Raw genomic sequence first — 25,375 nt, forward strand, 5'->3', positions numbered from 1 at the left:
TGTGGTTTTTTCATCAGCGCGATCACCACCAACCCCAGCAATACCCGCCCAACCGGCCATGGCACAACGCTTGCAAAACCCTCGTTATATTTTTCAATTCGAGGAGACTCCATGCGCTCATTCTCTTTCCGCCGTGCCCTCACGTCCGTGGCACTGTGCACCACGTTGTTGGCCGGCCAGGCTCAAGCGCAACCCCAGGAGGGCGGGGTGCTCAACCTGGTGGCCCAGCCGGAGCCGCCCTCGCTGATGCACGGCGTAGTCAGCCATGTGTCGACCCAATACGTGAGCGGCAAGGTGCTCCAGGGCCTGCTCACCTTCGACACACACCTTGCGCCCAAACCGGTATTGGCCAAAGCCTGGACTATCTCCCCTGACGGCCTCACCTATACCTTCGACTTGCAGGACGGCGTGCACTGGCACGACGGTCCAGCGTTCACCGCCGATGACGTGGTGTTCAGCTTCCAGACCTTCTACCCCGAGGTGGACAAGCGCCTTGGCGGTATCATCACCGAGTACGTCGAGAGCATCACCGCCAAAGGTACGCTGCAGGTGGTCTTCCACCTGAAGAAACCTTTCGCACCGTTGCTTTCGGCCTTGGGCAGCGGCTTGCGCCCGGTGGTGCCGAAGCACCTTTACGAGAACACCGACTTTCGTAACAACCCCTATAACCTAAAACCGGTGGGTACCGGGCCGTTTGTGTTCGTCGAGTGGAAACGAGGCGCCTATATCAAACTGGCTAAGAACCCCAACTACTGGAAAAAGGGCCTGCCGCACCTCGACAGCATCATCTTCCACGTCATTCCTGATGCCTCTTCGCGTGCCGCCGCGTTCGAGCGTAACGACGTGCAAGTGCTGCGCAGCGGCGATGCGGATTACTCAGACCTTAAGCGCCTAACCGCCTTGCCCGATGTGCAGTCGTCGGAGAAGGGCTGGGAGTTGTACTCGGGTCTGGCCTTCCTGCAAATCAACACGCGCAAGCCACCGTTGAACAACCTCAAGGTGCGCCAGGCGATCCTGTCTGCGCTGAACCGACAGTTCATCGTCGATAACATCTTCTTCGGCTCGGGCAAGGTCGCCCAGGGGCCGTTTGTGTCCAGCTCGCCTTACCACGATCCCCAGTTGCCGCAGTACGCCTATGATGTGAAAAAGGCCAAAGCGCTGATTGCCGAATCCGGCGTTGATGTCGGCGCGGTGCGCATTCGCCTGCTCAATGGCGAGAAGGGTGGTGCCTGGGAGCGCCTGGCCGAATACACCAAGCAGTCCTTGCAGCCCCTGGGTTTCAAGGTGCAGGTGGTGACGTCCGACGCGGCGACCTGGTTCCAGCGCGTGAGCGACTGGGACTTCGACCTGACCTACAATTTTATCTTCCAGATCGGCGATCCCTACCTGACCAGCGCCTATCTGTTCCGCTCCGACTACATACTCAAAACTTCTCCGTTCGCCAACGTCAGCGGCTACAACAGCGCAGAGGCCGATGCCTTGTGGGCGAAAGTCGCCGATACCCCGGAAGGCCCGGAGCGCAAACAGCTCTACAGCCAGCTGGAGAACCTGCTGAACACCGACCTGCCCATCGCACCGATCTTCGAAATGCGTTACCCGACGCTGTTTCACAAACAGGTGAAAAACCTGCTGCAGACCGCTACCAGCCTTAATGAGGACTACGAGAGCGTGTACCTCGAGGCCCTGACGCCATGAACGGCGTGTTGTATTTCAGCGGGCGGCTCGTCAAGGCGTTGCTGATGGTGGTGGCGGTGCTGGTGCTGAGTTTCCTGCTGATTCGACTTGCGCCGGGCGATCCTGCATTGCTGTTGGCCGGAGAGGCAGGAGTGGACGATGTGCAGTTTATCGAGCAACTGCGCCAGACCATGGGCCTGGATAAACCGTTGCTCCAGCAGTTGCTGATATACCTGGGCAATATCGCCCACCTGGACCTGGGTTATTCCTACCGAAATCAGACCTCGGTGTGGTCGCTGATCGCCGAGCGGTTGCCGGCGACGCTGGCATTGATGGGCTCAGCCTTTGTAGTTTCTTCCGTGCTCGGCGTGACCTTAGGTGTGCTGGCGGCGCGGGCACGGCAGAAGCGGCATTGGCTGGACGGCGTGATCTCCCATGGTGCTTTGTTGCTGTACGCGATGCCGCCGTTCTGGCTGGCGATGCTGATGATTTTGCTGTTCTCCGTCAGTCTGGATTGGTTGCCGGCGTTCGGTATGGAGACCGTGGGCCGGGACTTCTCGCTGCTGGATCGCCTGCGGCATCTGTTGTTGCCGTGCCTATCCCTGAGCGTGCTGTTTCTGGCTCTGTATATCCACCTCACCCGAGCCGCCGTGCTCGATGCTCTTGGTCAGGAATACGTACGCACTGCCCACGCCAAAGGCCTGTATCCACGGCGGATTCTGTATGTACATGTGTTGCGCAATGCACTGCTGCCGGTGGTGACTTTCGCTGGTTTGCAACTCGGCCAACTGGCCAGCGGTGCGTTACTGGTGGAGGTGGTGTACTCCTGGCCTGGCATTGGCCGCTTGATGTATGACTCATTGGCCCAGCGTGACTACGGTGTGTTGATGGGCGGCTTTCTGGTGATCTCGATTTTGGTGGTGGGCTTCAATGTGTTGACCGATGTGATTTGCCGTTTGCTCGACCCACGTATTGGCGCTGGAGGACAGGGCTGATGGCGGTGCTCACACGCTTTATTCACCAGCCGTCGGCGCTGGCCGGCGCGGTGTTTTTGCTGGTGTTAGCAGCACTAGCGACTGCCGCACCGTGGCTCACCAGTAGCTCGCCCTGGGAAATGAACACCCAGCCGATGCTACCGCCGTTCCACGATTCGGCGCACTGGCTGGGCAGCGATATGCTTGGCCGCGACCTCGGCAGCGGCTTGCTCTACGGCGCCCGTGTGTCCCTGGCCGTGGGGGTGTTGACCAGTCTGGCGACCTTGCTGGTGGGACTGCTCGTCGGCGCTGTCGCCGGTTATTTTGGTGGATGGCTCGACGGCGCGCTGATGCGGATCGCCGAGTTCTTTCAGATCATTCCGCAGCTAGTGTTGGCGGTGATCCTGGTGGCGGTGCTGGAGCCGTCCCTGGGTTCCATCGTGCTGGCGATTTCGCTGGTAGCGTGGCCGGGCGTCGCGCGGCTAGTGCGCAGCGAATTCCTTACCCTGCGACAACGTGAGTTTGTGCAGGCGGCGCGGGTGCTGGGGCAATCGCCATTAGGCATCATCAGCCAACAAATCCTGCCCAATGCCTTGGCGCCGTTGTTGGTGACCATGACCTTTGTGATGGCCACTGCAGTTCTCACCGAAGCCGCGTTAGCGTTTCTCGGCCTGAGCGACCCTGAGGCCATGAGCTGGGGTTACATGATCAACGCATCACGTGGGCTGCTGCGGGATGCCTGGTGGATGAGTTTCTTGCCGGGGGTGGCGATTGTGCTGTGCGTGCTGGCCGTGAACCGGGTGGGCGAAGGCCTGCGCGTGGCCTTTGAACCGGGGAGGTCGCTATGACGTTGCTCAGTGTGGAAAACCTGCGTATCGCCTTGCCGGCCGGTGCCGACCGCAGTCACGCGCTGTATGACCTGTCGCTGCAATTGCGCAGCGGCGAATGCCTATGTGTAGTGGGCGAGTCCGGCTCGGGCAAGTCGATGTTGGCCAAGGCATTGTTGCGCCAGTTACCGACGCCGCTGAGCGTGGAAAGCGGGCGACTGGTGTTTCGTGATGAAGACCTGGCGAAGCTCAGTGAAACCGCGATGCGCCAGCTGCGCGGGCGAGATATAAGCATGGTGTTCCAGGAGCCCATGAGCGCGCTGAACCCGCTGCTGCGCGTGGGTGAGCAGATCGATGAAACCCTGCGCGCCCACGGGGTGAAATCGGCCCAGGAGCGTCGCCGACGGGTTGTGGAGTTGCTGGGTTATGTCGGCCTGCCCGAGCCTGAACGCCTGCGCCTGGTCTATCCCTTTGAGCTCTCCGGTGGCCAGCGTCAGCGCGTGGTCATCGCCATGGCGTTGGCGTTCGATCCCTCGTTACTGATCGCCGACGAACCCACCTCGGCGCTGGATGTGACCACCCAGGCGCAGATCATCGATCTGTTACGCAAGATTCAACAGGATAAGGGCATGTCGCTGTTGTTCATCACCCATGATTTCGCCGTGGTCGAGGCCATTGCCGACCGCGTGCTGGTGCTGGAAAAAGGTCAACTGGTGGAGCAGGGCAGCGCCCATCAAGTATTGCGCAAGCCTCAGGCGCTTTATACCCAGCAACTGCTGGCAGCGGTCTCGGCGCAACCTCGGGCCCCGCGCACGACGGTGGACGGGAGTGTGGTGCTCAAGGCCGAGCAACTCAATAAAGTGTTTCGCAGCAACAGCGGTTGGTGGCGCAAGCGTGCCACCCAGGCCCTGGCGCAGGTTCAGTTGACCCTGCGCGAGGGTGAAACCCTCGGCATTGTTGGGGAGTCAGGCTCGGGGAAATCCACTCTGGGGCGTTGCCTTGTTCGGCTGCTACGTGCTGACAGTGGTCAAATTCAATGGCTGGGTCAGGATGTAACGACGCTTTCCGAAGGGCGTTTGCGAGCATTGCGTAGCGATGTGCAGATGATTTTCCAGGACCCGTTTGCCTCGCTCAATCCGCGCCAGACCATCGGTCGTATCGTCATGACCGGCCCGCTGGTACAGGGGCACTCAAAGGCCGAGGCCGAGCGGCGCACGCGCTCATTTTTGGCGTTGGTTGGGCTACCCGCCACGGCGTTCGAGCGCTATCCCCATGAGTTCTCCGGTGGCCAGCGCCAACGTATCGGTATCGCCCGTGCCTTGGCTGTGGAGCCGAAAATACTCATCGCGGACGAATGCGTTTCCGCTCTGGATGCGCTGATCCAGGTACAGATTCTCGAGTTGCTTGAAGACCTGCAACGTCGGCTCAAGCTGAGCATTGTGTTCATCACCCACGATTTGCGAGTGGCCGCCAGACTGTGTGATCGCATTGCCGTGATGCAGGGCGGGCATGTGGTGGAGCAGGGGGAAGCGGCAACGCTACTGGTCCATCCGCAACATGCTTATACCCAGACCTTATTGCGTGGCTTCTCCAGAACCGTCCTCCCTTCGACAGTCACTCCTCAAAACCTTGAATTCAAAGAGGCTTGTCCCGCTCATGACTGATTTACACGCATTTTCTGATTTACCTCTGGTGCGGGGCGAGCGGGTGGAAATCCGTCCAGGACGGTACCTGAGCATCGCTTATCAACCAGGCACGCATCAGGCAGATACAGTCTTGTTCTTCGGGCATGGTGGTGGTGGTCACAAGGATCAATGGCGCGAGTTATGGCAGTCGTTGTCCGATCAGGGATACAGCCTGGTGGCGTGGGACCTGTTGGGGCACGGCGATAGTGAAAAGCCGCGCCAGCCGCAGGCCTATGCCTGGTCGGAACTGGTGGCAGATCAGCTGGAAATACTGAGCCGCTACGCTGCACGTCGGAATATCCTGGTTGCACATTCCTTTGGTACCGGACTGGGGTTGAGTGCCTTGCTGGAGCTTCCACGCAGGTTGCCGCAGGTGACCATAGATGGCGCCCTGTTGCTAGGCACACAACTGCATCGCCCGTTGAGCCGTGGTGGTCTGATGTCTCTGCCTGCCTGGGTGTTGGAGCTGCTGCGGCCGTTGCTGGCCAAGGGCTTTCGTCAGCGTGCGTGGCACTCCGCAGCCGATCCCCGGCTGGTGGCCTACGAGGAAAACCTGACCCGTCGCAATCGTCTGTATGTGTTCAAGTCTCTACTGCAAAACGCCCAATGGCCCGACGCCGATGCCCTGGCCCGACTGACGTTGCCGACTTATGTGTTAGCGGGAGACAGCGACGGGCTGACGCCCTCCAGTGGGGGTGAAGCGCTCGCCCGACAGCTGCCAACGGGTAGCTTTGAGGTGTTGGAGCGGTGTGGTCATCAATTGATGTTGGAGCGGCCTGCGCAGGTGCTGGCGGCGTTCCAGAGGCTGATGAAAAAACTTGATCAGCGTCCAGGTTCGTCCGGTTGAGCTGGCTTCAGTTGATAAAGCGCGCAGCTGAGAAATGCACCGTTGGCGCTGACCAGGCGTTTGCTCCGGCTCGCCGACAACACGGCCACGCCTTCGAAAGCCCAATGCTCGAGAAAGGCGGTCTCCGACACTTTTATAACTATAAATTCATATTTTTTACTTATTGATACCTTTTAGTTATTTTTATTTTAATAATCAGACGCAGATAGACGGCGTGAGAAGGCTTAAGTTAATTCCAAAAAGATATTTATTTGTTCTTTTTAAGATCGATTAGCTTTATGTCTGTGGAAAGCGTTGCGCTCCCTGCGCGGCGCTTTTTTTGCTTCAGGACACGGTGTTCGGATCATGGCCTGAGGCTCAGCCAATTTTCTACTCTGGGGCGAGCGCGTTGCCCGCATCCAGGGGTCGCTTGCCCGGAGCTCCTGTGACACTTATTCAAACCTCTTTGGCAACTGCCCGGATCGACTCATCTCAACAGCGTGCGCAACCCTCCAGCGATCACGCCAATGAGGCCGATGTTGTGCTTGAGTTGCGAGACGTCACCAAAGCCTATCTGCGCAAAGGTTCGTCAGTGCTGCCGGCCGTCAGCAATGTCAGTTTGAAGGTGCGGCGCGGTGAAGTTCTGTGCCTGATGGGCACATCAGGAAGCGGGAAATCCACGCTGCTGCGGCATATCAATCGCTTGATTGAGCCCTCGAGCGGCGATGTCTTGATCGAAGGGCAGACCATCAGCGGTTTGAGCCACAAAGCTTTGCGCGACTTGAGATCGCGCCGCATCGGGATGGTGTTCCAGCATTTTGGCCTGTTGCCCCATCGTACGGTGCTGGACAACGTCGCGCTGCCCCTCGAATTGCGTGGTGAACCCGAGTCGATTCGTCATGCTGCGGCTATTCTGCAGTTGCGGGCGGTAGGTCTGGAGGGGTGGGGCGAACATTATCCCCATGAGTTGTCCGGTGGCATGCAGCAACGGGTTGGCCTGGCACGCGCATTGGTGACTGATCCCGACATTCTACTGATGGACGAGCCGTTCAGTGCGCTGGATCCGACCATTCGACGCGATCTGCAAAGTCATTTCCTGGCACTGGTGCATGAGCGCGGTATCAGCACATTGCTGGTCACCCATGACCCGGCCGAAGCCATACGCCTTGCTGACCGCATCGCAGTGCTACGCCGAGGACGGCTGGTGCAATTGGGCACGCCCAAACAGTTGCTCGAGCATCCGGTTGACGCCGAAGTTGCGGACTTTTTCCGGGACTTCAATTCAACCCATACACCCCTTCACAGCGTCGACAGCGTTGGCCTTCAGCCCCCAGAAACCGCTCCTCGTGGGCCGCACGTCCAGCCCGGCTTGCGCGGGTGGCAGGCATTGTTGCTGGGGCCTGCTGCGCTTGCTGCGAGAGGCAAGGGCGGTTTGTTTTGGCTCGGCTTCGCCGTTGAGCTCGCAGCGCTAGCGGCACTGGCTCAGGGCATTGCCACTTCATCATGGCTGGCGATTCTGGCGGCGGTGATGGTGTTCGCGGCCAGTCGTTTCACAGCGCTCTCGTTGAGCCGCCAGCCTGTGCTACGCAACGTATCGGGTTGGGGGCTGCCTTTGGCTGTGCTGGTGGTCAGTCAGGCACTGGTGATCTGGCGCGTCGTCACACCTGACGCCACTGGTGTGTTGCTGCAGTTCCCGGTCAATCGCCAGGCCTTGCTGCTGGCGGCACAGAGCATTGATGAATTCATTGGCTGGTCGCAGGTGACGTTCGAGGGTGCATTCGTCGGCGTGATCGTTGCCGTTCGCACCGTCATCGAAGGCATTGAAAACCTCCTAGGTTGGTTGCCATGGCCGGTTTCGGCACTGACGCTGGTGTTTCTGGCGTGGCGTTCAGCTGGCTTGCCGCTGGCACTGACCAGCAGCGCAGCCTTGTTGTACATCGGCCTGTTTGGCTTTTGGGAGCGAACCATTGCCACGCTGGCGCTGGTCGGTTCTTCGGTACTGATTGCCCTGGTCATTGGCGTACCCACCGGCATCCTGCTGGCGAAGCGTCCGCTTTTACGGCGGGTGATTACGCCCCTGCTGGACGTCATGCAGACCCTGCCGACGTTTGTGTACCTGATTCCTGCCGTGGCGTTCTTTTCTGTCGGCAAGACCCCCGCCGTGATCGCGACCGTGATTTTCGCCCTGGCGCCGATGATTCGTCTGACGTCGCTGGGTATCCAGGAAGTTGCGAAGGATGCTGTCGAAGCGGCGGTGGCACACGGTGCCAGTCCTTGGCAGACCCTGATCAAGGTGCAACTGCCCTTGGCTCGCCGCTCGCTGTTATTGGGGATCAACCAGACCATCGTCATGAGCTTGTCGATGGTGGTGGTCGCTGCCCTGATCGGCGCCGGCGGCCTGGGTTATGACGTGATGACGGCGCTGCGCAACATCAAGGGCGGCGAAGGCGTGCTCGCCGGCGTGGCGATCGTCCTGTGTGCACTGATCCCTGACCGAATCATTCAATCGAGCTTGCGCAAGCAAGACCACCGGCACAACTAACTGAGAGATTTATCGTGAAGACACATCTGTCGCGTACCTTCGGTGCGGCCGCATTGCTGGCATCCTTGATTCTCCCGGCCACCGTCTTCGCCAAGGACAAAATTGTCATTGGCGAGCAGAACTGGACGGGGGCTATCGCCATTCAACACATCCTTGGTGAGGTAATCAAAAGCCGACTGGATGGCGATGTGTCGTATCTGGCCGGGGATGTCGCGGTGCTGTTCAGCGCAGCCGCCAAAGGCGATGGTTCGGTCGACGTACTGACCGATATCTGGCTGCCTAACCAGTCGGCAGCCTGGGCTAAATACGTCACGGGCGGCACCCGGTCCTTGGTGCCGAACACTCATCCGTATGCGGGCGAACAAGGGTTTTACATTCCCGGTTATTTGCAGGACAAGTACGGGGTCAAATCCATCTACGACCTGAAAAAACCTGAAGTGGCCAAGCTCTTTGAGCCACTGGGCGGCGGTAAGGCTGAGTTGCTGGTGGGGCCGGCGGGCTGGGAGTCGACTTACATCGGCCAGATCAAGGCCAAGGATTACGGGTTTGCCGATAAATTCGAGTCGGTGTCCACCGAAGCCTCGGTGACCTACGCCAAACTCGCCTCGGCTTACAAGGCGCAACGTGGCGTGGTGTTCTATGCCTACACCCCGGACTGGATCTTTTCGGCCTTTGACCTGCGTCGCCTGGAAGAGCCGGCATTCGACGGTTACGCCCAGGACAACAAAAAAGATGACCCGCTTTACAAGGCTGATGGTTGCTGGAAATTCATCAGTCCGACCGTCGACCCGGACTGGCTGAACAAGAGTCAGATCACCTGCGCCTTCCCGGATGCCAAGGTACATATCCTGGCGTCCGCTGCCTTGCAGAAACGCGCACCGAAAATTGCCGAGTTCCTGCGTAATGTCGCGATCGAACCTGCGCAACTCAATGAGCTGATCCTGAAGATCGAAAAGGAAAAACAGCCAGCGGACGTCGTGGCCAAGGCGTGGGTACAGGTGAACAGTGCCACGGTTGATCAATGGCTCGCCGCCTCGGCGCCGAAAGTGAGCGCGATCCAATGAGCCAGGCGTCCTTGCGTTTGCTCGATGGTGGCATGGGCCGCGAATTGCAGCGTATCGGGGCACCGTTTCGCCAGCCGGAATGGTCGGCCCTCGCGTTGATCGAGGCGCCTGACTATGTGCTGCAGGCTCATCAGGCATTTATTGAGGCCGGTGCGCGAATCATCACCACTAACAGCTACGCGGTGGTGCCGTTTCACATCGGTGATGAGCGCTTTGCCGAGCAGGGCCGTGCGCTGGCCGAGCGGGCCGGACGCCTGGCTCGTCAGGCGGCGGCCGGCAGCACCGAACCGGTCATGGTGGCCGGATCGTTGCCGCCGGCGCTAGGGTCTTATCGACCTGACTTGTTTGATCATCAACGTTCGGTCGTGATCCATCGCGAGCTCATCGCCGGATTGCAGGCGCACGTTGATGTGTGGCTGGCGGAAACCCAGAGTTCCATCGCTGAAGTCCGGGCAGTCGTCGAGGCGCTTGGCGCAGAATCGAAACCGCTTTGGCTGTCGTTCACGCTGCTTGATGAAGCCGGCGAGCCACCGCGATTGCGTTCCTCGGAGTCAGTCGCCCAGGCGGTACACGTAGCGGTCGAATTGGGGGCGAGGGCGGTGCTGTTCAATTGCAGCCAGCCGGAAGTCATGGCAGCTGCGCTGGCGGTGGCCGGGGATGTCCTTCTGCGCCTCGATCAAAGCATCGAGCTGGGGGTTTACGCAAACGCGTTTCCGCCTGTCAGCACAGAGGCAAAGGCCAACAGCACGCTGCTGGAGATTCGCCGCGACCTGGGCCCTGAATCCTACCTGCACTGGTCCAGAACCTGGGTAGCGGCGGGTGCCAGTATTGTCGGTGGATGCTGCGGTATCGGGCCTGAACATATTGCGCAGTTGCATGCGCATCTGCTGCCAAACGAAGTGGTTGTCAGCGCATGACTGATTTTCGCCAAGACGTGATTGTTGAGCAGGCGACGTTCGGTGCCGGCTGTTTTTGGAGGGCTGAAGCGGCATTCAGATCGTTGCCGGGCGTGCTCGACAGTCGGGTTGGTTTTGCGCGATCGGTCAGGGGCGAGTCTGAGTTGATCGAGGTGGTGCAAGTGGACTTTGATTCCAAAGTCATTTCCTACAGTCGCCTGATAGAGCACTTCTGGACGCTGCATGATCCGACCTCATTCGACCGTCAAGGCGCGGATGTCGGGGTCAAATACCGATCTGCACTGTTTTTTGGCACCGCCCAGCAAGCCCAGCTGGCACTGGTCGCCAAACAACGCCTGGATGCTTCGGGGCAATTAGGTAAACCGGTGGCCACCGTCATCGTGCCGTTGGGTGAGTTTCAACTGGCAGATGAAGACCAGCAACGTTACCTGGAAAAGCATGGTGCCAGCAGCTGCTCCATCTGAATAATCGCCATGCCAGGTTGTTGCTGATCAGCGCGCCTGGCTTCGCTCGTGGGTCTGGTCAGAGACCCTGACTGCTCCTGATTAATTGATAGGCTCGGCGCACCAGCGGATTTACGGTGTTGGGTCGAATCCACAAGTGATAGGTCACGTCCGGCAGCCGTGGCAATCCGTCCGTTTCACCCAGTACGCGCATGTCCGGCCCGAGCATTTCCATGCTACGGGCCGTGACACCCAACCCCGCACGCGTCGCAGCCTTGATGCCAATCAGATTCGAGGCCAGGTAGGCCTGGCGCCAGGGAATGTTTGCGCGTTCCAGGGCTTCCAGGGCGTAGCGACGATAAATACTCGGTTCATCCACCAGAATCAGCGGCAAGGGTTCGCTGGGGTTGTGCAGGTATTGCGCCGAGCAAATCCACCACACAGGCGAAGTACGCAAGGCGAAGCCTTCGAGGTTCGGGTCCTCCCGGGTGGAAATCACCATGTCGACTTTGCCGCGGTGCAGGTCCTCCATCAGGAACGGACTGCGACCGACATCGATTTCAAGCCGCAAGCGCGGCGCCGACCGGGCGATGTGGCTGAGGATTGGCGGCAGGATCGTGTCGGCGATGTCGTGGGGCGAACCGATGCGCAGCACGCCGCTCAGGCTGTTTTCACGCAGGGAGCTCAGGGCCTCGTCATTCATCGAGAGCATATGCCGGGCGTGGCGCAGCAACTGCAACCCGGCTTCAGTGAGTCGCTTCTGCCGCCCGTGCTTCTCGAACAGATTCACCCCGACCTGTTGCTCCAGGCGTTGCATGTGTTGGGTCACCGAAGATTGCGTGCGGTTCAGATGCGTGCCGGCTTCGGCAAAGCTGTGGTGGTCCACCACGGCAATGAAGGTGCGCAGTAATTCGAGGTCTAGCGTGGGCAGGGTCGACATGGCTGTTTCCAGGGCTGTTTTTTACATCACGACTTTAAACATAAACATAAATAAACGTTATGTGTTTTTTGGTGATGTTTTATCGATTTATTGGTGTCATTCAATATATACGGGGTTATCCAGGCTTTTGTCATTTGCGCGGGCTCATCAGGTTATAACGATATTAGATATTTGAATTTCCGTTAGAAGCACGCTTTACCTAGGATCCCACCACAACAGGTCGGGGGACGCCGATCATTCATTAGGGGGAAAAACCATGCTGTTCGAGCGCACACCTGTAAAACGTTTATTGCCTGCCATGCTGGGTGCCTTGATCTTGCTGGCGGCCAGCACCACCGCTGCCCAGGCGGATGCGACGCTGGACAAGATCGAGCAGCGTCACGTACTGGTGGTCGGTGTGCTGCTCTCGGGCGGTCCCTTTGGCGGGATCGATCCAGCGACCCAGAAACCCAGGGGGTTGAACGTCGAGCTGGCCCAGGAGCTGGGCCGGCAGCTAGGGGCCGAGGTGCAGCTGGTTCCCGTATTGCCTGCCAACCGCGTGCAGTTCCTGCAGCAGGGCAAAGTCGACCTGCTGATCGCCAACATGGAATGGACCCCGGAACGCGGCGAAATCCTCGGATTTGTGCCGACGCCGTTTTACCGGGTAGGCGGTACCGCCGCAGTGCTCAAGGACAGCAAGATCACTCGCTGGGAAGACCTGAAAGGGCAACCGGTTTGCACTTCGCAAGGCAGCAGCTATGTCAAGCCGCTCACGGAGCTGGGCGTTGAGTTGAAAGCGTTTAAGAGCTCGTCCGAATCCTTGCTGGCGTTACGCGGCAACAACTGCGTCGCGGCGGTGCACGACGCCACGCTGGTCAACCCGTTGATCGCCGACAGCGCCGAATGGCAAGGCTATCGCACCATCACCCCGGAACTGAACCCGGCGCCGTCGGTTATCTGGACCCGTCGCGGGGAAAGCGACACCCAGGCCAAGCTCGACCCGATCGTCAAGGAGCTGCACCGCAGCGGCTGGTTGATCGAAGCCCAGACCCGCAACCACATCACGCCGGCGTCACCGGCGCTGGTCGAACTGCAAAAGAAGTTCCAGGCCAACGGCGCCTGATTCACCTCATCGTATTCAACACGCCGCCGCATCGCGCGACGGCCGTTCAAGGTAGTCGCGCATGAATCGTCTTTTTTCCACCAAAGCCCTGGCATCGTTGTGCCTGGCAGGGGCACTCGCGTCAGGTGCGAGCCTGGCTCGGGCCGATGCCACGCTGGACAAGATCGAGCAACGCCACGTCATCAACATCGGGGTGATGCTCAGTGGTCCGCCGTTCGGCACCATCGATCCGAAGACCGGCGAACACCAGGGTTACAACGTCGAACTGGCCAAGGGCGTGGCCAAGGCGCTGGGCGTCGAGGCCAACACTGTCTCGGTGCTGGCGCCCAACCGCGTACAGTTCCTGCAGCAGGGCAAGGTCGACATCCTCATCGCCAACATGCAATTCACCGAAGAGCGCGGCGAGATTCTCGATTATGTGCCCACGCCTTATGAAGAGGTCGGCGGCGCAGCATTGATTCGCAAAGGCTCAGGTATCACCCAGTGGGCCGACCTCAAGGGCAAGCCGGTGTGTGTGTCCCAGGGTAGCAACTTCATCAAGCCGTTGCAGGAAACCTACGGTGCGCAGATCAAGGCGTTCCGCAGCCAGTCCGAATCGTTGTTGTCGCTGCGCGGCAATGGCTGCGTGGCAGCGGTGCATGTAAGCCCGACCATGCACGCCTTGTTGAGCGATGCCGAGTGGGCTGGTTATGAGATCCCGTTGCCAGGTGATCTGATCCCGTCCAACTCGGTGATCTGGTTGCGCAAAGGCGAGCACGATACTCAGGCGAAACTCGATGCGATCGTGCGCGACTGGCACCGCAGTGGCTGGCTGATCGAACTTGGCGAGCGTACGGGCATGGCGCCGTCCCAGGCTTTGCGTCACTTGCACGAGCAATATCGCAACGCCTCGCCGCTGGCGGTGCTCAAATGAGTCAGCAGTTGTTCACGGTCTTGCAGCAGTTGCTCGGCGCCAGTCATGTACAGAGCGGCGAAGAGGCCGCGCCGTACCTGACCGATAAACAGGGTCGCTACATCGGCCAGGTCATTGCCGCCGTACACCCGGCCAACACCGAGGAGGTCGCGGCGGTGGTCCGTGCCTGCGTGGCCGTTGACACCCCCGTGGTAGTGCAGGGCGGCAATACCGGGTTGATGGGCGGCGCAACGCCGGATGCCAGTGGCCGAGCCGTCTTGTTGTTGCTCGATCGCTTGAACCGGGTGCGGGCCGTGGACACCGACAACGACACCCTGACGGTTGAAGCGGGCTGCATCCTGCAGACCGTTCAGGACGTTGCACGCAGCGCCGGTCGCCTGTTTCCCCTGAGCCTGGGCGCCGAAGGCAGCTGCACGATTGGTGGCAATCTCGGCACCAATGCCGGCGGCACCGCCGTGCTGCGCTACGGCAATGCTCGCGAACTGACGCTGGGGCTGGAGGTGGTCACTGCCGAGGGTGAAATCTGGAACGGCCTGCGCGGTTTACGCAAGGACAATTCCGGCTACGACCTGCGCGACCTGTACATCGGCAGCGAAGGCACCCTCGGCATCATCACCGCGGCGACCCTGAAACTGTTTCCGTTGCCCAAGGCTCAAGTCACGGCGCTGCTGGCCTTCGACTCGCTGGCGCAGGCGGTGCGATGCCTGTCCCATGCCCGCGCCGGATTTGGCGCCGGACTCACCGCCTTCGAATTGCTCAGCGCCGATTGCCTGGCGCTGTTGCGCGAACAGTTTCCGGAGGGGCCACAACCGTTCGCGGGTGTCAGCCAACCCTGGTTCGCGCTTTTGGAACTGTCGGATAACCACAGCGAAAGTCACGCCCGCCAGGCCATTGAAACAGTGCTCGGCGAAGCGTTCGAACAGGATTTTCTGGTCAATGCGCTGATCGCTGAAAGCCTCCCACAAAGCGACGCACTGTGGCTTTTGCGAGAAAACATGAGCGAGGCGCAGAAACGTTCTGGTCGCAACATGAAGCATGACATTTCGGTGCCGATTTCCCGAGTCGTGGAGTTCGTCGCCGCCACGGATGCGCTGTTGCAGGTGCATTTTCCCGGTGTCCGTCACTACACGTTCGGCCACCTGGGCGATGGCAACCTGCACTACAACGTCGCGCATCCACTGGATTCGACGGTGGATGCGCACATGGCCAATTACGCGGCACTCAGTCTGCTGGTGCATGACAGTGCCCATGCCCACGGCGGTTCCATCAGTGCCGAACACGGTATCGGCCAGCGCAAAGTGGGCATGCTGGAACGCTTTAAAAGCTCGGTGGAGCTGGATCTGATGCGACGCATCAAGCATGCACTGGACCCGAAAAACCTGCTCAATCCGGGCAAAGTCGTGGAGGTGATCCAGCCATGACACTCAGTCTTTCCAAGCGCGTGCAACGCGTCTCTCTGTCGGCCAACGCGGCGGCCAAATCCCGCGCCACAGAGCTGCGGGACGCCGGCCACGACATTCTCGACCTGACTACCGGCGAGCCGGATTTCGATACCCCCGAACACATCAAGCGAGCCGCCTGTGCCGCCATCGCTGGCGGTGCTACGAAATACACGCCAACGCCCGGTGTGAAAGCCTTGCGCCTGGCTGTGCAGCGCAAGCTCCAGCGCGAGAACCGTCTGGATTATTCGCTGGCCTCCATCGTGATTGCCAACGGCGCCAAGCAGATCATCTTCAATGCCTTCGCCGCGACCCTCGATGACGGCGATGAAGTGCTGGTGCCGACACCGTACTGGCCGTCGTTTCCGGACAGCGTGCGTTTCAATGGCGGTGAACCGGTGTTCATCGCGTGCGGACTTGAGCAGGGCTGCAAGCTCACAGCCACGCAGCTTGAACAACACATCGGTGAGCGCACGCGCTGGCTGATCCTCAACGGTCCCGGCAACCCCAGCGGTGCGGTGTACAGCGCGGCCGAGTTGCAGGCCCTCGCCGAGGTGCTGCGCCGTCATCCTCAGGTGCTGGTGCTGTTGGACGAGCTCTACGAACACATCCGTTTTGACGGTCAGCCGGCGCAGAGTCTGCTGAATGTCGCGCCGGATCTGCATGCGCGTTGCCTGCTGGTTGGCGGTGTCTCCAAGACGTACGCCATGACCGGCTGGCGCATCGGTTTCGGCGCCGGGCCGCAGGTGCTCACGAACGCGATGGCCGTCGTGCAGTCGCAATCCACTTCTGGAGCCTCCTCGGTCGGGCAGGCCGCCGCGTTGGCAGCCTTTGAAGGCGGGCTGGATTTCTTGCCGGAGCAGGTCGCGGCTTATCAACTGAGGCGGGATTTGCTGGTGAGGACTTTGCGCGATGTCGATGGCCTCGAAGTGCTTGAGCCCCAGGGCGGTTTCTTCGTGTTCATCCGCTGCGCCGGTTTGCTGGGGCACTATCGTCCGGACGGCGCACGACTCGATAGCGACGCCGATGTGGTGGCGTATTTGCTGGAGCAGGGTGTGGCTGGCGTGGCGGGCAGTGCCTATGGCTTGTCGCCGTGGTTTCGCCTGTCCATTGCCACCGCGACCGACAGCGTCGTTGAAGCGGGACGCCGAATCGCTCGGGCCTGTGCGAATTTGCGGGGCGCAGCATGAGTCATTGGCTGGAACTTTTCGTCCACTGGACCGCGGGATTTGGCCTGAACTACAGCTTTCTGTTGGATGCTTACCAGCGCGGCAGCCTGGAGCAGGGAGCGCTGACCACGGTGTTGTTGTGCCTGTTCACCATTGTCGGCAGTTTGCTCGCCGGTGTCGGACTGGCGGCGATGCTGACCAGCGCAAGCCCGTGGCTGGCGAAACCTGCACGGTTTTTCGTCGAAGTCACGCGCAACACGCCGACATTGGTGCAGCTGTATTGCGCCTTCCTGGTGTTGAACATGTTGCTGACCCAGGCCGTCGGTGCCGCGAATCCGCTGACGCCATTCGCCTGGGTGGTGATCGTCATCTCGCTGCACAAGGGCGCCTTCCACGCCGAGGCCTTGCGCGCCGGTATCGAAGCCGTGCCGGCGGTGACACTCGAAGCGGCCAGTTCGCTGGCGTTCAGCCGCCGTCAGTTGTTGTGGAACGTGCAATTACCCCTGGCTCTGCGCTTTGCATTGCCATCGCTGATCAACAACCTGATCGACCTGGTGAAGATGACTGCCGTCGCCTCGGCGATTGCCGTCGGCGACATCACCTATGCGTCGATCATGATCTGGACCCAGAGCGATAACGTGCTGGAGTTGATGATCCTGATCCTGAGCTTTTTCGGTCTGCTGAGTTTTATCGTCAACTGTGTGGGGCGCTACCTCGAAGCGCGCCTGAGGATGCCCGGCTATGGCCATTGAATCGTCCGTCACCGCGCCGCAGGCCTGGCCGCGTCGGCATGTCGGCAAGGTGTTGCTGATCGGCGCCGTGCTCTGGCTGCTGTGGTTCACCCCGCACAGCCCGGTGTTGAAGGCGCTAATGCAATGGTCTCCGGCCCTGGCCGCGGGCTTTGGCCAGAACATTCTGATCAGTCTTGTCGCCATCGCCCTGGGATCGGTACTGGGGTTGCTGGTGGGTGCTTTGGCGTTGTCACCCTTGCGTGTGCTGCGTTTGCCGGCACGGATCTGGGTGCAGATTTTTCGCAACGCGCCGTGGCTGGTATTGATCTATTTCACCACCTATGTGTTCCCGTTCGAGATCCACGTCGGCAGCGCCTACATCTCGTTCCCGGACTGGGTCAAGGTGACGATTGGCCTGGCGTTGCCGGCCAGTGCCAATGTCGCGGAAATCTTCCGCGGCGCCATCGCCTCGATCCCGAGCACGCAATGGGAAGCGGCCCGTTCGCTGGCCTTTACCCGTGGCCAGATTTTCCGCTCGATCATCCTGCCGCAGTGCTTCAAACGGATGTTGCCGCCGTGGATGAACCTGTATGCGGTGATCACCATGGGCACTGCGCTGGCCTCGCTGGTGGGGGTGCATGACGTGATCGACACCGCACAGATCGCCAGCAACACCGTGAACATGACCGGCTTCACCGTGGTGATTTATCTCAGTCTGCTGGTGCTGTTCTTCGCTTATTGCTACCCGATTTCCCGTCTCACCCAACGCCTGGAGCGACGTTATGCCTTCTACTGAAACCGTCGCCGAGCCTCTGGTCAGCCTGCGCGACCTGCACCTGTCGTTCGGCAGCAACCCGGTGCTCAAAGGCATCGATCTCGATGTGCGCCGTGGTCAGGCGGTGTCGATCATCGGTCCGTCCGGCTCTGGTAAGTCGACGATTCTGCGCTGCATTACCGGGCTGTTGCGGCCCCAGCACGGCACTATCCGTGTCGGTACCACCGAGGTTCACACCCTGGCCCAGGAAGCCCAACGCATTGAATTGCGCAAGCGAGTGGGATTTGTCTTTCAGCAGTACAACCTGTTCCCGCATCTGTCGGTGCTCGAAAACCTGGTGATTGCGCCGCGCAAGGTGTTGGGGCGCAGCCGCCAGGAGGCGGAAAAAGAGGCACGTGCGCTGCTGGCCAAAGTGCGCATGGAGCACAAGGCCGATGCTTATCCGGGCCAACTGTCCGGTGGCCAGCAACAGCGCGTGGCGATTGCGCGGGCGCTGGCGATGCGCCCGGAGTTGATCCTGTTCGATGAAGTGACCTCGGCCCTTGACCCGGAAACCGTCGGAGAGGTGCTGACGGTGATTCGCGAATTGACCGAAGAAGGCATGACCTGTGTGCTGGTCACCCACGAGATGCGTTTCGCCGAAGAAATCAGCGACATCGTCTATTTCACCGAAAACGGCGTGATCGTCGAACACGGCAGCGCCAAACAAATTTTCCAGCACCCGTCCAGCGAGCGTACGCGGGAATTCCTGCGTCATGCCCTGGGGGATCCGGGTCGCCGTCCCGTCATCGCCGACGACCCCTACCTGTTGACCAACCTGGGTCGCTACAGCCTGTCCGTTTAATACCGAGGAGCCTGTTCATGAGTACCGATAACCGTACCGCTGTCATCGAGGATTTCCTGAAGAAAATCCGCGTCATCAATCAACGGGGCGTCGACCGCGCCGCGCTGGTGGAAATCGTCGCCCTGCTCGAAACCCTGGCCGAGCGCCGCGACCTGTTTAACTTCGACGCGTTTCCCGCGCCCGTGCCGGGGCAGGGCAGCACGGCGTTCCGCTACCGTCTCAATGACGACGGCGACACGCCGACGCTGTACCTGAATTCGCTGTTGCCAGGCAAAAGCACGATCGCGCATAACCACGAAACCTGGGCGATCATCAGTGCCGTCGAAGGGCAGGAAATCAACTACGTTTACAGCCGTGACGATGAGGGTCGCGAGCCTGGCTTCACCACGTTGCACCTGGAAAAGGAAGTGGTCGTGCAACCCGGCACATCGATCTCGTTTCTCGGTGAAGACCTGCACGGCATTCGTGTCGAAGGTGAGCAAGCGACCCTGCATTTCCACCTCTACGGCCTGCCGCTGGAATCCCTCAACGGCCGCTACGGTGTGGAAGAAGACGGGCGCATCCTCAATTACAACGCCTCGCAAATGGCGCCGTCGATCAAGGCTTACGCATGATCGACCTTTACTACTGGCCCACAGGTAATGGCTTGAAAATCGGCATCCTGGTCGAAGAGCTCGGCCTGGATTACCGCGTGCTGCCGATCAATATCCGCGAGGGCGAACAGAAAAATGCGGCGTTCCAGCGGATCAGCGCCAATGGGCGAATTCCGGCGATAGTCGACCATGCGCCTGAGGGCTTGAGCGAACCGCTGAGCCTGTTCGAGTCTGGAGCGATCCTCAATTACCTGGCCGACAAGGCGGGGCGTTTTCTGCCGCCGGCGGGCAGTGTCGAGCGGCAGAAAGTCCAGGAATGGCTGTTCTGGCAGGTGGGGCATATCACCCCGTACCTGAGCCAGTTGCAGCTGTTCAAAGAGAAGGCGCCGCAACCGTTGCCGTTCGCTCTGGACCTGCTCAATGCCGAAGCGACGCGGCTGTATACAGTGCTGGAAACGCGTCTGTCTGAAGTGCCGTACGTAGCGGGCGAATACTCCATCGCCGACATGGCGATCTTTCCGTGGATTCAGCCGCAGCGACAAGGGCAGGACCTGGCGGACTTCCCGCACATCCATGCCTGGCGCGAACGCCTCAAGGCGCGGCCGGCCGTTCAGCGTGCCTATGCGAAGGGCCGCGATGTCGCGGCCAGCGAGCGCTCTCTGGCGCTTCAATAATTTCTATCAAGCGGGACTTCCATGAGCCAGACCGTAACCCCAGGGCAATTGCAGCAGTGGCTGTTCGACGGGCAGGAAATTGCCCTTTTTGATGTGCGCGAGCACGGACAGTATGGCGAAGCCCATCTGTTCTTCGGGGTAAACCTGCCCTATAGCCGACTGGAGCTGGAGGTCTGGCGTCTGGCGCCGAACCCGAAGGTTCGTTTGGTGATTTACGATCAGAACGGTGGAGATATCGCGGCACGTTCCGCCGAGCGCCTGCAAGCGTTGGGCTACGAGCACGTACACGTTCTCGAGGGCGGTGCCGATGGCTGGCAGGCCGCTGGTTTGCAACTGTTTGCCGGGGTGCATGTGCCGTCCAAGGCCTTTGGCGAGTTGGTGGAAGAAACCAGCCACACGCCGCATGTGACGGCGCAACAACTGGCCGAATGGCAGGCCCGGGGCGAGCCGTTGGTGGTGCTGGACGGCAGGCCGTTCGATGAATACCGCAAGATGACCATTCCCGGTTCAGTCTGCTGCCCGAACGGCGAACTGGGCTATCGCCTGCAGGATCTGGTGCCGGACGAGCACACGCCTGTCGTGGTCAATTGCGCAGGGCGAACCCGCAGCATTATTGGCGCCCAGACCTTGATCAATCTGGGAGTGAAGAACCCGGTCTACGCCCTGGAAAACGGCACGCAAGGCTGGTATCTGGAAGACTTCCAGCTGGAGCATGGCAGCACCCGTCGCTATGCCGATGACGTGTCATCGAAAGCCTTGGCACAACAGCGTCTTGCCGCGCAAAAGCTGGCCGAACAGGCTGGGGCAAAAACCGTACTGGCCGCGCAGGTCGAGCAGTGGGCCGCGGATGTTACGCGCAGCCTGTTCCTATGCGATGTGCGTACAGCCGAAGAATTTGCCGCCGGCAGCCTGCCTGGTGCGCAACATACACCGGGTGGCCAGTTGATTCAGTCAACCGATCTGTATATCGGCGTGCGACAGGCACGGCTGGTGTTGATCGACAGCGATGGCGTTCGCGCACCGATTGTTGCCAGTTGGCTTCGGCAGCTGGGGCATGAGGCCTATGTGCTGGCAGGGGGGGTGAGCAGTGGCTTGGCGTTGCCCGCGTATCAGGCACCTGCATACCAAGCGTTGCCCGTGATATCGGCGAAGTCCCTGAGCGATGCTCTCAAGGACGATACGCTGGTAGTCATTGATCTGCGTCCGAGCATGAGCTATCGCAAAGCCCACATTGCCGGTTCACGCTGGTCGATCCGTTCGTTGCTGGCAAGCGATGTGGCTGGCGATCAGCGACCATTGGTGTTGCTGGCCGATGACCCGCGCCTCGCCGCTTTCGCAGCGCAGGTGTTGCCGGACACTCAGCGCGCACATGCTCGCTTGTTGGAGGGTGGTCTCGACGCCTGGCGTGCGGCGGGGTTCGCCGTGCAAGAGGACGCCAACACACCGCCTGATCATCAGTGTATCGATTTTCTGTTCTTTACCCATGATCGCCACTCTGGCAACAAGGACGCCGCGCGCCAGTACCTGGCGTGGGAAATAGGCCTGTTGGCGCAGATGAGCGCAAACGAAATCGCCAGCCTCAAGCCGCTGCGCGTGCAGCCTCAAGCCACCCTCGATGCACGGGTCCGTACGCGCCTGGTACATGCAGCGAGGACGGAAAAGGGCCAGGGCGGGCGGGGCGTCAACGTTCCGGTCAGCCGGTTGAGTACGGTGATTTTCGACAACTTGACGCAAATGCGCGACGCCCGTGCTCGCCGTGATACCGAGCGCGTTCTGAGTTATGGCGCCCGGGGCAACCCGACGGCGTTTGCCCTGGAAGATATGGTGACGGAGCTGGAGGGCGGTTACCGTACCCGCCTGTTCGGTACCGGGCTGGCGGCGGTGGCACAGACGTTCCTTGCGTACCTGCGGCCCGGCGACCATGTGCTGATCACCGACGCGGTATACGCTCCCGTGCGGCGTCTGGCACGGGACCTGCTTGAGCCGTTCGGAATCCAGGTCAATTACTTCGCGCCGGACGGCAGCGACTTGCAGGCGCAACTGCAAGCCAACACGAAAATGGTCTACACCGAAGTACCCGGTTCATTGCTGTATGAACTCGGCGACTTGCCGGCCATCGCGGCGCTGTGTAAACCACGGGACATCCTGTTAGCCGTGGACAACACCTGGGGCTCGGGCTATCTGTATCGACCACTGGCACTGGGCGCGGACATCTCAATCATGGCGTTGACCAAGTACCTGTGCGGTCACAGTGATGTGGTCATGGGCAGCGTCTGCACCCGGCAAGACGTCTGGCAGCCACTGGCATCCATGAGCGATACCGTTGGCATTGCCGTCAGTCCCGACGACGCCTATCTGGTGCTGCGCGGCGCACGTACCCTGGCGGCACGCATGGAGGTGCACGAACGCCAGGCCCTGGATATCGCTCACTGGCTGCAAGCACAGCCGCAGGTGAAACGGGTCTTCCACCCGGCGTTGCCCGATCATCCCAATCACGCACTGTGGCGGCGGGACTTCGCTGGCAGCAACGGATTGCTGTCCTTCGAACTGCGAAATGATGAGGTCACCGGCGTCGAGCGCTTCATCGATGCGCTGCAGGTATTCGGTCTGGGGGCTTCCTGGGGAGGCTACGAAAGCCTCGTTACGGTTGCTGACCCATCGGATCGCAATAGCGTCTCGGATCGCCAATTGAATCCGGTCTTGCGGTTACACATTGGACTCGAGGATGTCGGGGCGTTGATTGAGGATCTGCAAAGGGGATTTGCCGCTCTGGGGTAAACCCGCCAAGGCGAACAAGCGCTCGTTTCAACGGGCGCGTGGGGATTTGAACACCCCGCTGAGGACAAAGGCATAGCGTTCCGGCCGGATGAAAAACCTGGTGCGGTCGCAGCAGCGGCCGTTGGCGAAGTACGAAGTGCGCTCCATGACTAACAGTGCTGCACCGCGTTTGATGTGCAGGGCATTAGCCAGGGTTTTGTCGGCTTCCTGCGCGCGGATCGCCAGGTCGGCGCGAGTGACCGCCATGCCGGTGATCGACTCCAGAACCGAGTAAATCGGTTGGTGCTCGACATCGGTCCACACCACGTTGGCCAGTTCAGCCGGCAAATAGCTGCGCCCGAGTGCGATGGGGTCGTCGTCGACAAAATGCAGTCGTTCCAGTAGCAGGCAATCATCCGAGGCTTCAAACAACCCACGCATATCCTCCGGTACTGGCTGCAACGCGTGATTGATGACGCGCATGCTCGGTTTGAGCCCTTGCAGCAACAAGGCTTCATGAAAGCTGCGCAACGCATCCAGCCCATGTCGAACCTGCTTGGCCGCCACGAAGGTGCCTTTGCCTTGCTTGCGTTCCACCACTCCGTCATCGCAAAGCTTGCCCACCGCCAGACGCACCGTAACGCGACTCACCGCAAAGCGTTCGCCCAACTCCGCTTCTGACGGCAGTTTGCCGGTGGGCTCGAAGTCGCCGCGCTGGATGCCATCAGCCGCAACAGCATGAATGAAGAAACCCTGCGTATCTGGGCCGAGCTGGGTCAGACGGTGCTGTTCATTACAGAAGAACGATTTATAAGGCTACTGAACTGAGTAGCTGGATGGGTCGCTACAGTAGGAGCAGATTCAGGCCGCCCTCTAGTTATCCAAGAAGTCAGTGAGTATTGTCCAGACCGGACGCTGCCGTCCGGCTGGCTATCGGTAGAAGCAAATGGCACAGCCCGGAATCACGCTTTCTTGGCCCTTGATATTCCCCAAAAACGAGTCCAGAATTAAGTCTTTTCCTGCTTCGGCAAGAAAAGAAACCCCTTAGATTTCAATGGGTCGGACGCCAGATGCGAGTCTCGTTTCCCGCTCCAAAATTTAAAAAAAGCCACTCATTTGAGTGGCTTTTTTTTTGTGCCTTTGCCCCACTTGGAACATTTGAATACAGGACTCGGGCCCGTTGTGCATAACATCGCCGAGTCGTGCAGTTGTAGTTTCAGGCAAGGCCGACACTTGCCGAGGGCCTGGTACGTTTGACCCCCATCATGCGGTATGACCACCGAGCACTTCAGCCACCCAGTCGGCAATGTACTGACCGGCATTGATGCTGTTATCAAAACTTGAATGCTGCACACCCCCTTCGCGTTCGGTGAAGATTTTCAGCTCGCGCTTTGGACTGTTCACCAGTTGCTCATAGGTTCGGTGTGCCCACTTAAGCGGAATCTGCGAGTCCTTTTCACCGTGGGTGACCAGGAAGGGCACCTTGATGCGATCCAGGATGCCGTCCAGATGGACGTTCTCTGCGATGGTCATGAATTCGTCCGTATCCTTTGCGCCCCATACCCACGACACATGCGACCAGTAATGCGGCACCGGGAAGCTGCCTTCCTTTTCCATGCGACGCTTCTGCACATCACGCCAGTCATGGTTGGCCCCCCACACTACGCCGCAAGCGAAGCGCGGTTCGAAGGCGACCGCGCGCGGGCAGTAATAGCCGCCGAGGGATACGCCTTCCAGGCCAATACGTTTGGCGTCGATATCGTCGCGGGTTTCCAGCCAGTCCACCACGCGGCTGGCCCAATGCTCGCTGTCGAAACGCGCCGTCAGGTGATGCAGGCGCAGTGCTTCGCCCGTGCCGGGTTGGTCGATGACCAACGACGACACGCCACGTTTGGCCAGCCAGGTGGGCAGGCCGACGCGGTATTTCATTTCTTTGGTGGAATCCAGTCCATTGACCTGCACCAGAATCGGCGCCGGGCCGCTGACGCCTTCGGCACGAACCAGCAGACCGGAAAGGTGTTTGCCTTCGTAAGGGATCTCAACGCGCTCGCAGTTTTCTCGCGCCAGCTCGATACCGCGTTGGAAGGTGTGCAGAAAGCGTTGGTACAGCTGCGTGCGGCCAGGAGCACCGTGGGCCTGCAGGCGTTCGCAGCTCAGGTAATAGGTGGCGGCGCGGTTGTATTTTTCGCCGGCTGACAACATTCGGCCTTTGGCTTCGTCTTCTTCAGCCAGGCCGCACAGCTTGTCGGCCATGTTCGCCCAGGTTTCACGGAAGGCCTTGCTGCCGGCGGCGTCCGGCTGCTTGGCGGCTTCTTGCAGTGGCGCACACATCTCTTCGATTTCGCCGATGCGGGCGCCCATTTCAATGGCCAGATCGACGGAGAGATTCCATACGTAGTTGGTCGGGAAGTAGCGAAACATGAGGGTAATTGTCCTTGTGCAAGCAAAGGCAGACGGCCAGGTCTTGAGCGGTGATCGCCGGACCT

Annotated in this window: 21 protein-coding genes and 3 pseudogenes; 20 read left to right on the top strand and 4 right to left on the bottom strand. The window is 60.1% G+C overall.

What is annotated here, in order from left to right:
- The first annotated feature begins 111 nt into the window (after nucleotides 1–111).
- Genes ACODSV_RS01910 through ACODSV_RS01930 form a run of 5 tightly spaced genes read left to right on the top strand, consistent with a single transcriptional unit; the run spans nucleotide 112 to nucleotide 6,007 of the window.
- A complete protein-coding gene (locus tag ACODSV_RS01910) occupies nucleotides 112–1,695 on the top strand; it encodes an ABC transporter substrate-binding protein (RefSeq protein WP_150053824.1) in 1,584 nt (527 codons plus the stop codon).
- Complete coding sequence (locus ACODSV_RS01915) at nucleotides 1,692–2,669, top strand: ABC transporter permease (RefSeq protein ID WP_093545177.1); 978 nt, start codon at nucleotides 1,692–1,694, stop codon at nucleotides 2,667–2,669. Before ACODSV_RS01910 ends, ACODSV_RS01915 begins: the two co-directional genes overlap by 4 nt.
- The gene (locus ACODSV_RS01920; RefSeq protein WP_012723455.1) at nucleotides 2,669–3,496 is read left to right on the top strand and encodes an ABC transporter permease; all 828 of its coding nucleotides are present in this window, start codon (nucleotides 2,669–2,671) and stop codon (nucleotides 3,494–3,496) included. Before ACODSV_RS01915 ends, ACODSV_RS01920 begins: the two co-directional genes overlap by 1 nt.
- Nucleotides 3,493–5,139 carry a dipeptide ABC transporter ATP-binding protein gene (locus ACODSV_RS01925; protein ID WP_150053825.1) on the top strand — a complete coding sequence of 549 codons (1,647 nt, stop codon included), beginning with the start codon at nucleotides 3,493–3,495 and terminating at the stop codon, nucleotides 5,137–5,139. The genes ACODSV_RS01920 and ACODSV_RS01925 overlap by 4 nt, the downstream gene beginning before the upstream one ends.
- The gene (locus tag ACODSV_RS01930) at nucleotides 5,132–6,007 is read left to right on the top strand and encodes an alpha/beta fold hydrolase (protein WP_150053826.1); all 876 of its coding nucleotides are present in this window, start codon (nucleotides 5,132–5,134) and stop codon (nucleotides 6,005–6,007) included. The genes ACODSV_RS01925 and ACODSV_RS01930 overlap by 8 nt, the downstream gene beginning before the upstream one ends.
- On the opposite strand, the pseudogene ACODSV_RS01935 reads toward ACODSV_RS01930, so the two are convergent.
- Nucleotides 5,995–6,144: pseudogene (locus tag ACODSV_RS01935) on the bottom strand (helix-turn-helix domain-containing protein); the annotation flags it as partial. The gene ACODSV_RS01930 and the pseudogene ACODSV_RS01935 sit on opposite strands and share 13 nt — an antisense overlap.
- Nucleotides 6,145–6,467: 323 nt before the next feature.
- Between ACODSV_RS01935 and ACODSV_RS01940 the strand changes: the two are divergent.
- The 4 genes from ACODSV_RS01940 to msrA are packed head-to-tail and all read left to right on the top strand — an operon-like array spanning nucleotide 6,468 to nucleotide 10,973.
- Nucleotides 6,468–8,528: an ATP-binding cassette domain-containing protein gene (locus ACODSV_RS01940; RefSeq protein WP_043206189.1), complete on the top strand. Its 2,061-nt coding sequence runs from the start codon at nucleotides 6,468–6,470 to the stop codon at nucleotides 8,526–8,528.
- 14 nt (nucleotides 8,529–8,542) lie between these two features.
- Nucleotides 8,543–9,592, top strand: a complete 1,050-nt coding sequence (locus tag ACODSV_RS01945; protein WP_012723459.1) for an ABC transporter substrate-binding protein — start codon at nucleotides 8,543–8,545, stop codon at nucleotides 9,590–9,592.
- On the top strand, nucleotides 9,589–10,509 hold the full coding sequence (locus ACODSV_RS01950; RefSeq protein ID WP_012723460.1) for a homocysteine S-methyltransferase family protein: 921 nt from the start codon (nucleotides 9,589–9,591) through the stop codon (nucleotides 10,507–10,509). The genes ACODSV_RS01945 and ACODSV_RS01950 overlap by 4 nt, the downstream gene beginning before the upstream one ends.
- The gene (gene msrA / locus ACODSV_RS01955; protein WP_012723461.1) at nucleotides 10,506–10,973 is read left to right on the top strand and encodes a peptide-methionine (S)-S-oxide reductase MsrA; all 468 of its coding nucleotides are present in this window, start codon (nucleotides 10,506–10,508) and stop codon (nucleotides 10,971–10,973) included. The genes ACODSV_RS01950 and msrA overlap by 4 nt, the downstream gene beginning before the upstream one ends.
- 58 nt (nucleotides 10,974–11,031) lie before the next feature.
- Here the strand turns inward: msrA and ACODSV_RS01960 are convergent, their stop codons facing one another.
- Entirely contained in the window at nucleotides 11,032–11,892 is an 861-nt protein-coding gene (locus ACODSV_RS01960) for a LysR substrate-binding domain-containing protein (protein WP_012723462.1), read from the bottom strand.
- Nucleotides 11,893–12,148: 256 nt separating this feature from the next.
- Here ACODSV_RS01960 and ACODSV_RS01965 point away from each other — a divergent pair, with 256 nt between their 5' ends.
- The 10 genes from ACODSV_RS01965 to metC all read left to right on the top strand — a co-directional run bounded on the left by ACODSV_RS01965 (nucleotide 12,149) and on the right by metC (nucleotide 22,910).
- Complete coding sequence (locus ACODSV_RS01965; protein ID WP_012723463.1) at nucleotides 12,149–12,994, top strand: transporter substrate-binding domain-containing protein; 846 nt, start codon at nucleotides 12,149–12,151, stop codon at nucleotides 12,992–12,994.
- Between the two features lie 61 nt (nucleotides 12,995–13,055).
- The gene (locus ACODSV_RS01970) at nucleotides 13,056–13,907 is read left to right on the top strand and encodes a transporter substrate-binding domain-containing protein (protein ID WP_150053827.1); all 852 of its coding nucleotides are present in this window, start codon (nucleotides 13,056–13,058) and stop codon (nucleotides 13,905–13,907) included.
- Entirely contained in the window at nucleotides 13,904–15,328 is a 1,425-nt protein-coding gene (locus ACODSV_RS01975; protein ID WP_012723465.1) for an FAD-binding oxidoreductase, read from the top strand. Before ACODSV_RS01970 ends, ACODSV_RS01975 begins: the two co-directional genes overlap by 4 nt.
- Nucleotides 15,325–16,536 (top strand): aminotransferase class I/II-fold pyridoxal phosphate-dependent enzyme, encoded by a 1,212-nt coding sequence (locus tag ACODSV_RS01980; RefSeq protein WP_012723466.1) that lies wholly within the window; start codon nucleotides 15,325–15,327, stop codon nucleotides 16,534–16,536. Before ACODSV_RS01975 ends, ACODSV_RS01980 begins: the two co-directional genes overlap by 4 nt.
- On the top strand, nucleotides 16,533–17,267 hold the full coding sequence (locus ACODSV_RS01985; RefSeq protein ID WP_150053828.1) for an amino acid ABC transporter permease: 735 nt from the start codon (nucleotides 16,533–16,535) through the stop codon (nucleotides 17,265–17,267). The genes ACODSV_RS01980 and ACODSV_RS01985 overlap by 4 nt, the downstream gene beginning before the upstream one ends.
- The gene (locus ACODSV_RS01990; RefSeq protein WP_012723468.1) at nucleotides 17,257–18,042 is read left to right on the top strand and encodes an amino acid ABC transporter permease; all 786 of its coding nucleotides are present in this window, start codon (nucleotides 17,257–17,259) and stop codon (nucleotides 18,040–18,042) included. The genes ACODSV_RS01985 and ACODSV_RS01990 overlap by 11 nt, the downstream gene beginning before the upstream one ends.
- Complete coding sequence (locus tag ACODSV_RS01995; RefSeq protein WP_012723469.1) at nucleotides 18,029–18,865, top strand: amino acid ABC transporter ATP-binding protein; 837 nt, start codon at nucleotides 18,029–18,031, stop codon at nucleotides 18,863–18,865. Before ACODSV_RS01990 ends, ACODSV_RS01995 begins: the two co-directional genes overlap by 14 nt.
- A 17-nt stretch (nucleotides 18,866–18,882) precedes the next feature.
- Entirely contained in the window at nucleotides 18,883–19,479 is a 597-nt protein-coding gene (locus tag ACODSV_RS02000; RefSeq protein WP_150053829.1) for a cysteine dioxygenase family protein, read from the top strand.
- Nucleotides 19,476–20,132, top strand: a complete 657-nt coding sequence (locus tag ACODSV_RS02005) for a glutathione binding-like protein (RefSeq protein WP_150053830.1) — start codon at nucleotides 19,476–19,478, stop codon at nucleotides 20,130–20,132. Before ACODSV_RS02000 ends, ACODSV_RS02005 begins: the two co-directional genes overlap by 4 nt.
- Nucleotides 20,133–20,153: 21 nt before the next feature.
- Nucleotides 20,154–22,910 (top strand): cystathionine beta-lyase, encoded by a 2,757-nt coding sequence (gene metC / locus ACODSV_RS02010; protein ID WP_150095413.1) that lies wholly within the window; start codon nucleotides 20,154–20,156, stop codon nucleotides 22,908–22,910.
- A 27-nt stretch (nucleotides 22,911–22,937) separates the two neighbouring features.
- Here metC and ACODSV_RS02015 read toward each other — a convergent pair.
- Nucleotides 22,938–23,609: pseudogene (locus tag ACODSV_RS02015) on the bottom strand (GntR family transcriptional regulator); the annotation flags it as partial.
- Between ACODSV_RS02015 and ACODSV_RS02020 the strand changes: the two are divergent.
- Nucleotides 23,598–23,693 (top strand): annotated as a pseudogene (locus tag ACODSV_RS02020) (ABC transporter ATP-binding protein); the annotation flags it as partial. The pseudogenes ACODSV_RS02015 and ACODSV_RS02020 overlap by 12 nt on opposite strands.
- Before the next feature lie 459 nt (nucleotides 23,694–24,152).
- Here ACODSV_RS02020 and ACODSV_RS02025 read toward each other — a convergent pair.
- Nucleotides 24,153–25,310 (bottom strand): alpha/beta hydrolase family protein, encoded by a 1,158-nt coding sequence (locus tag ACODSV_RS02025; RefSeq protein WP_150053833.1) that lies wholly within the window; start codon nucleotides 25,308–25,310, stop codon nucleotides 24,153–24,155.
- Nucleotides 25,311–25,375: the final 65 nt, after the last annotated feature.

It is taken from the genome of Pseudomonas sp. FG86, assembly GCF_057808775.1.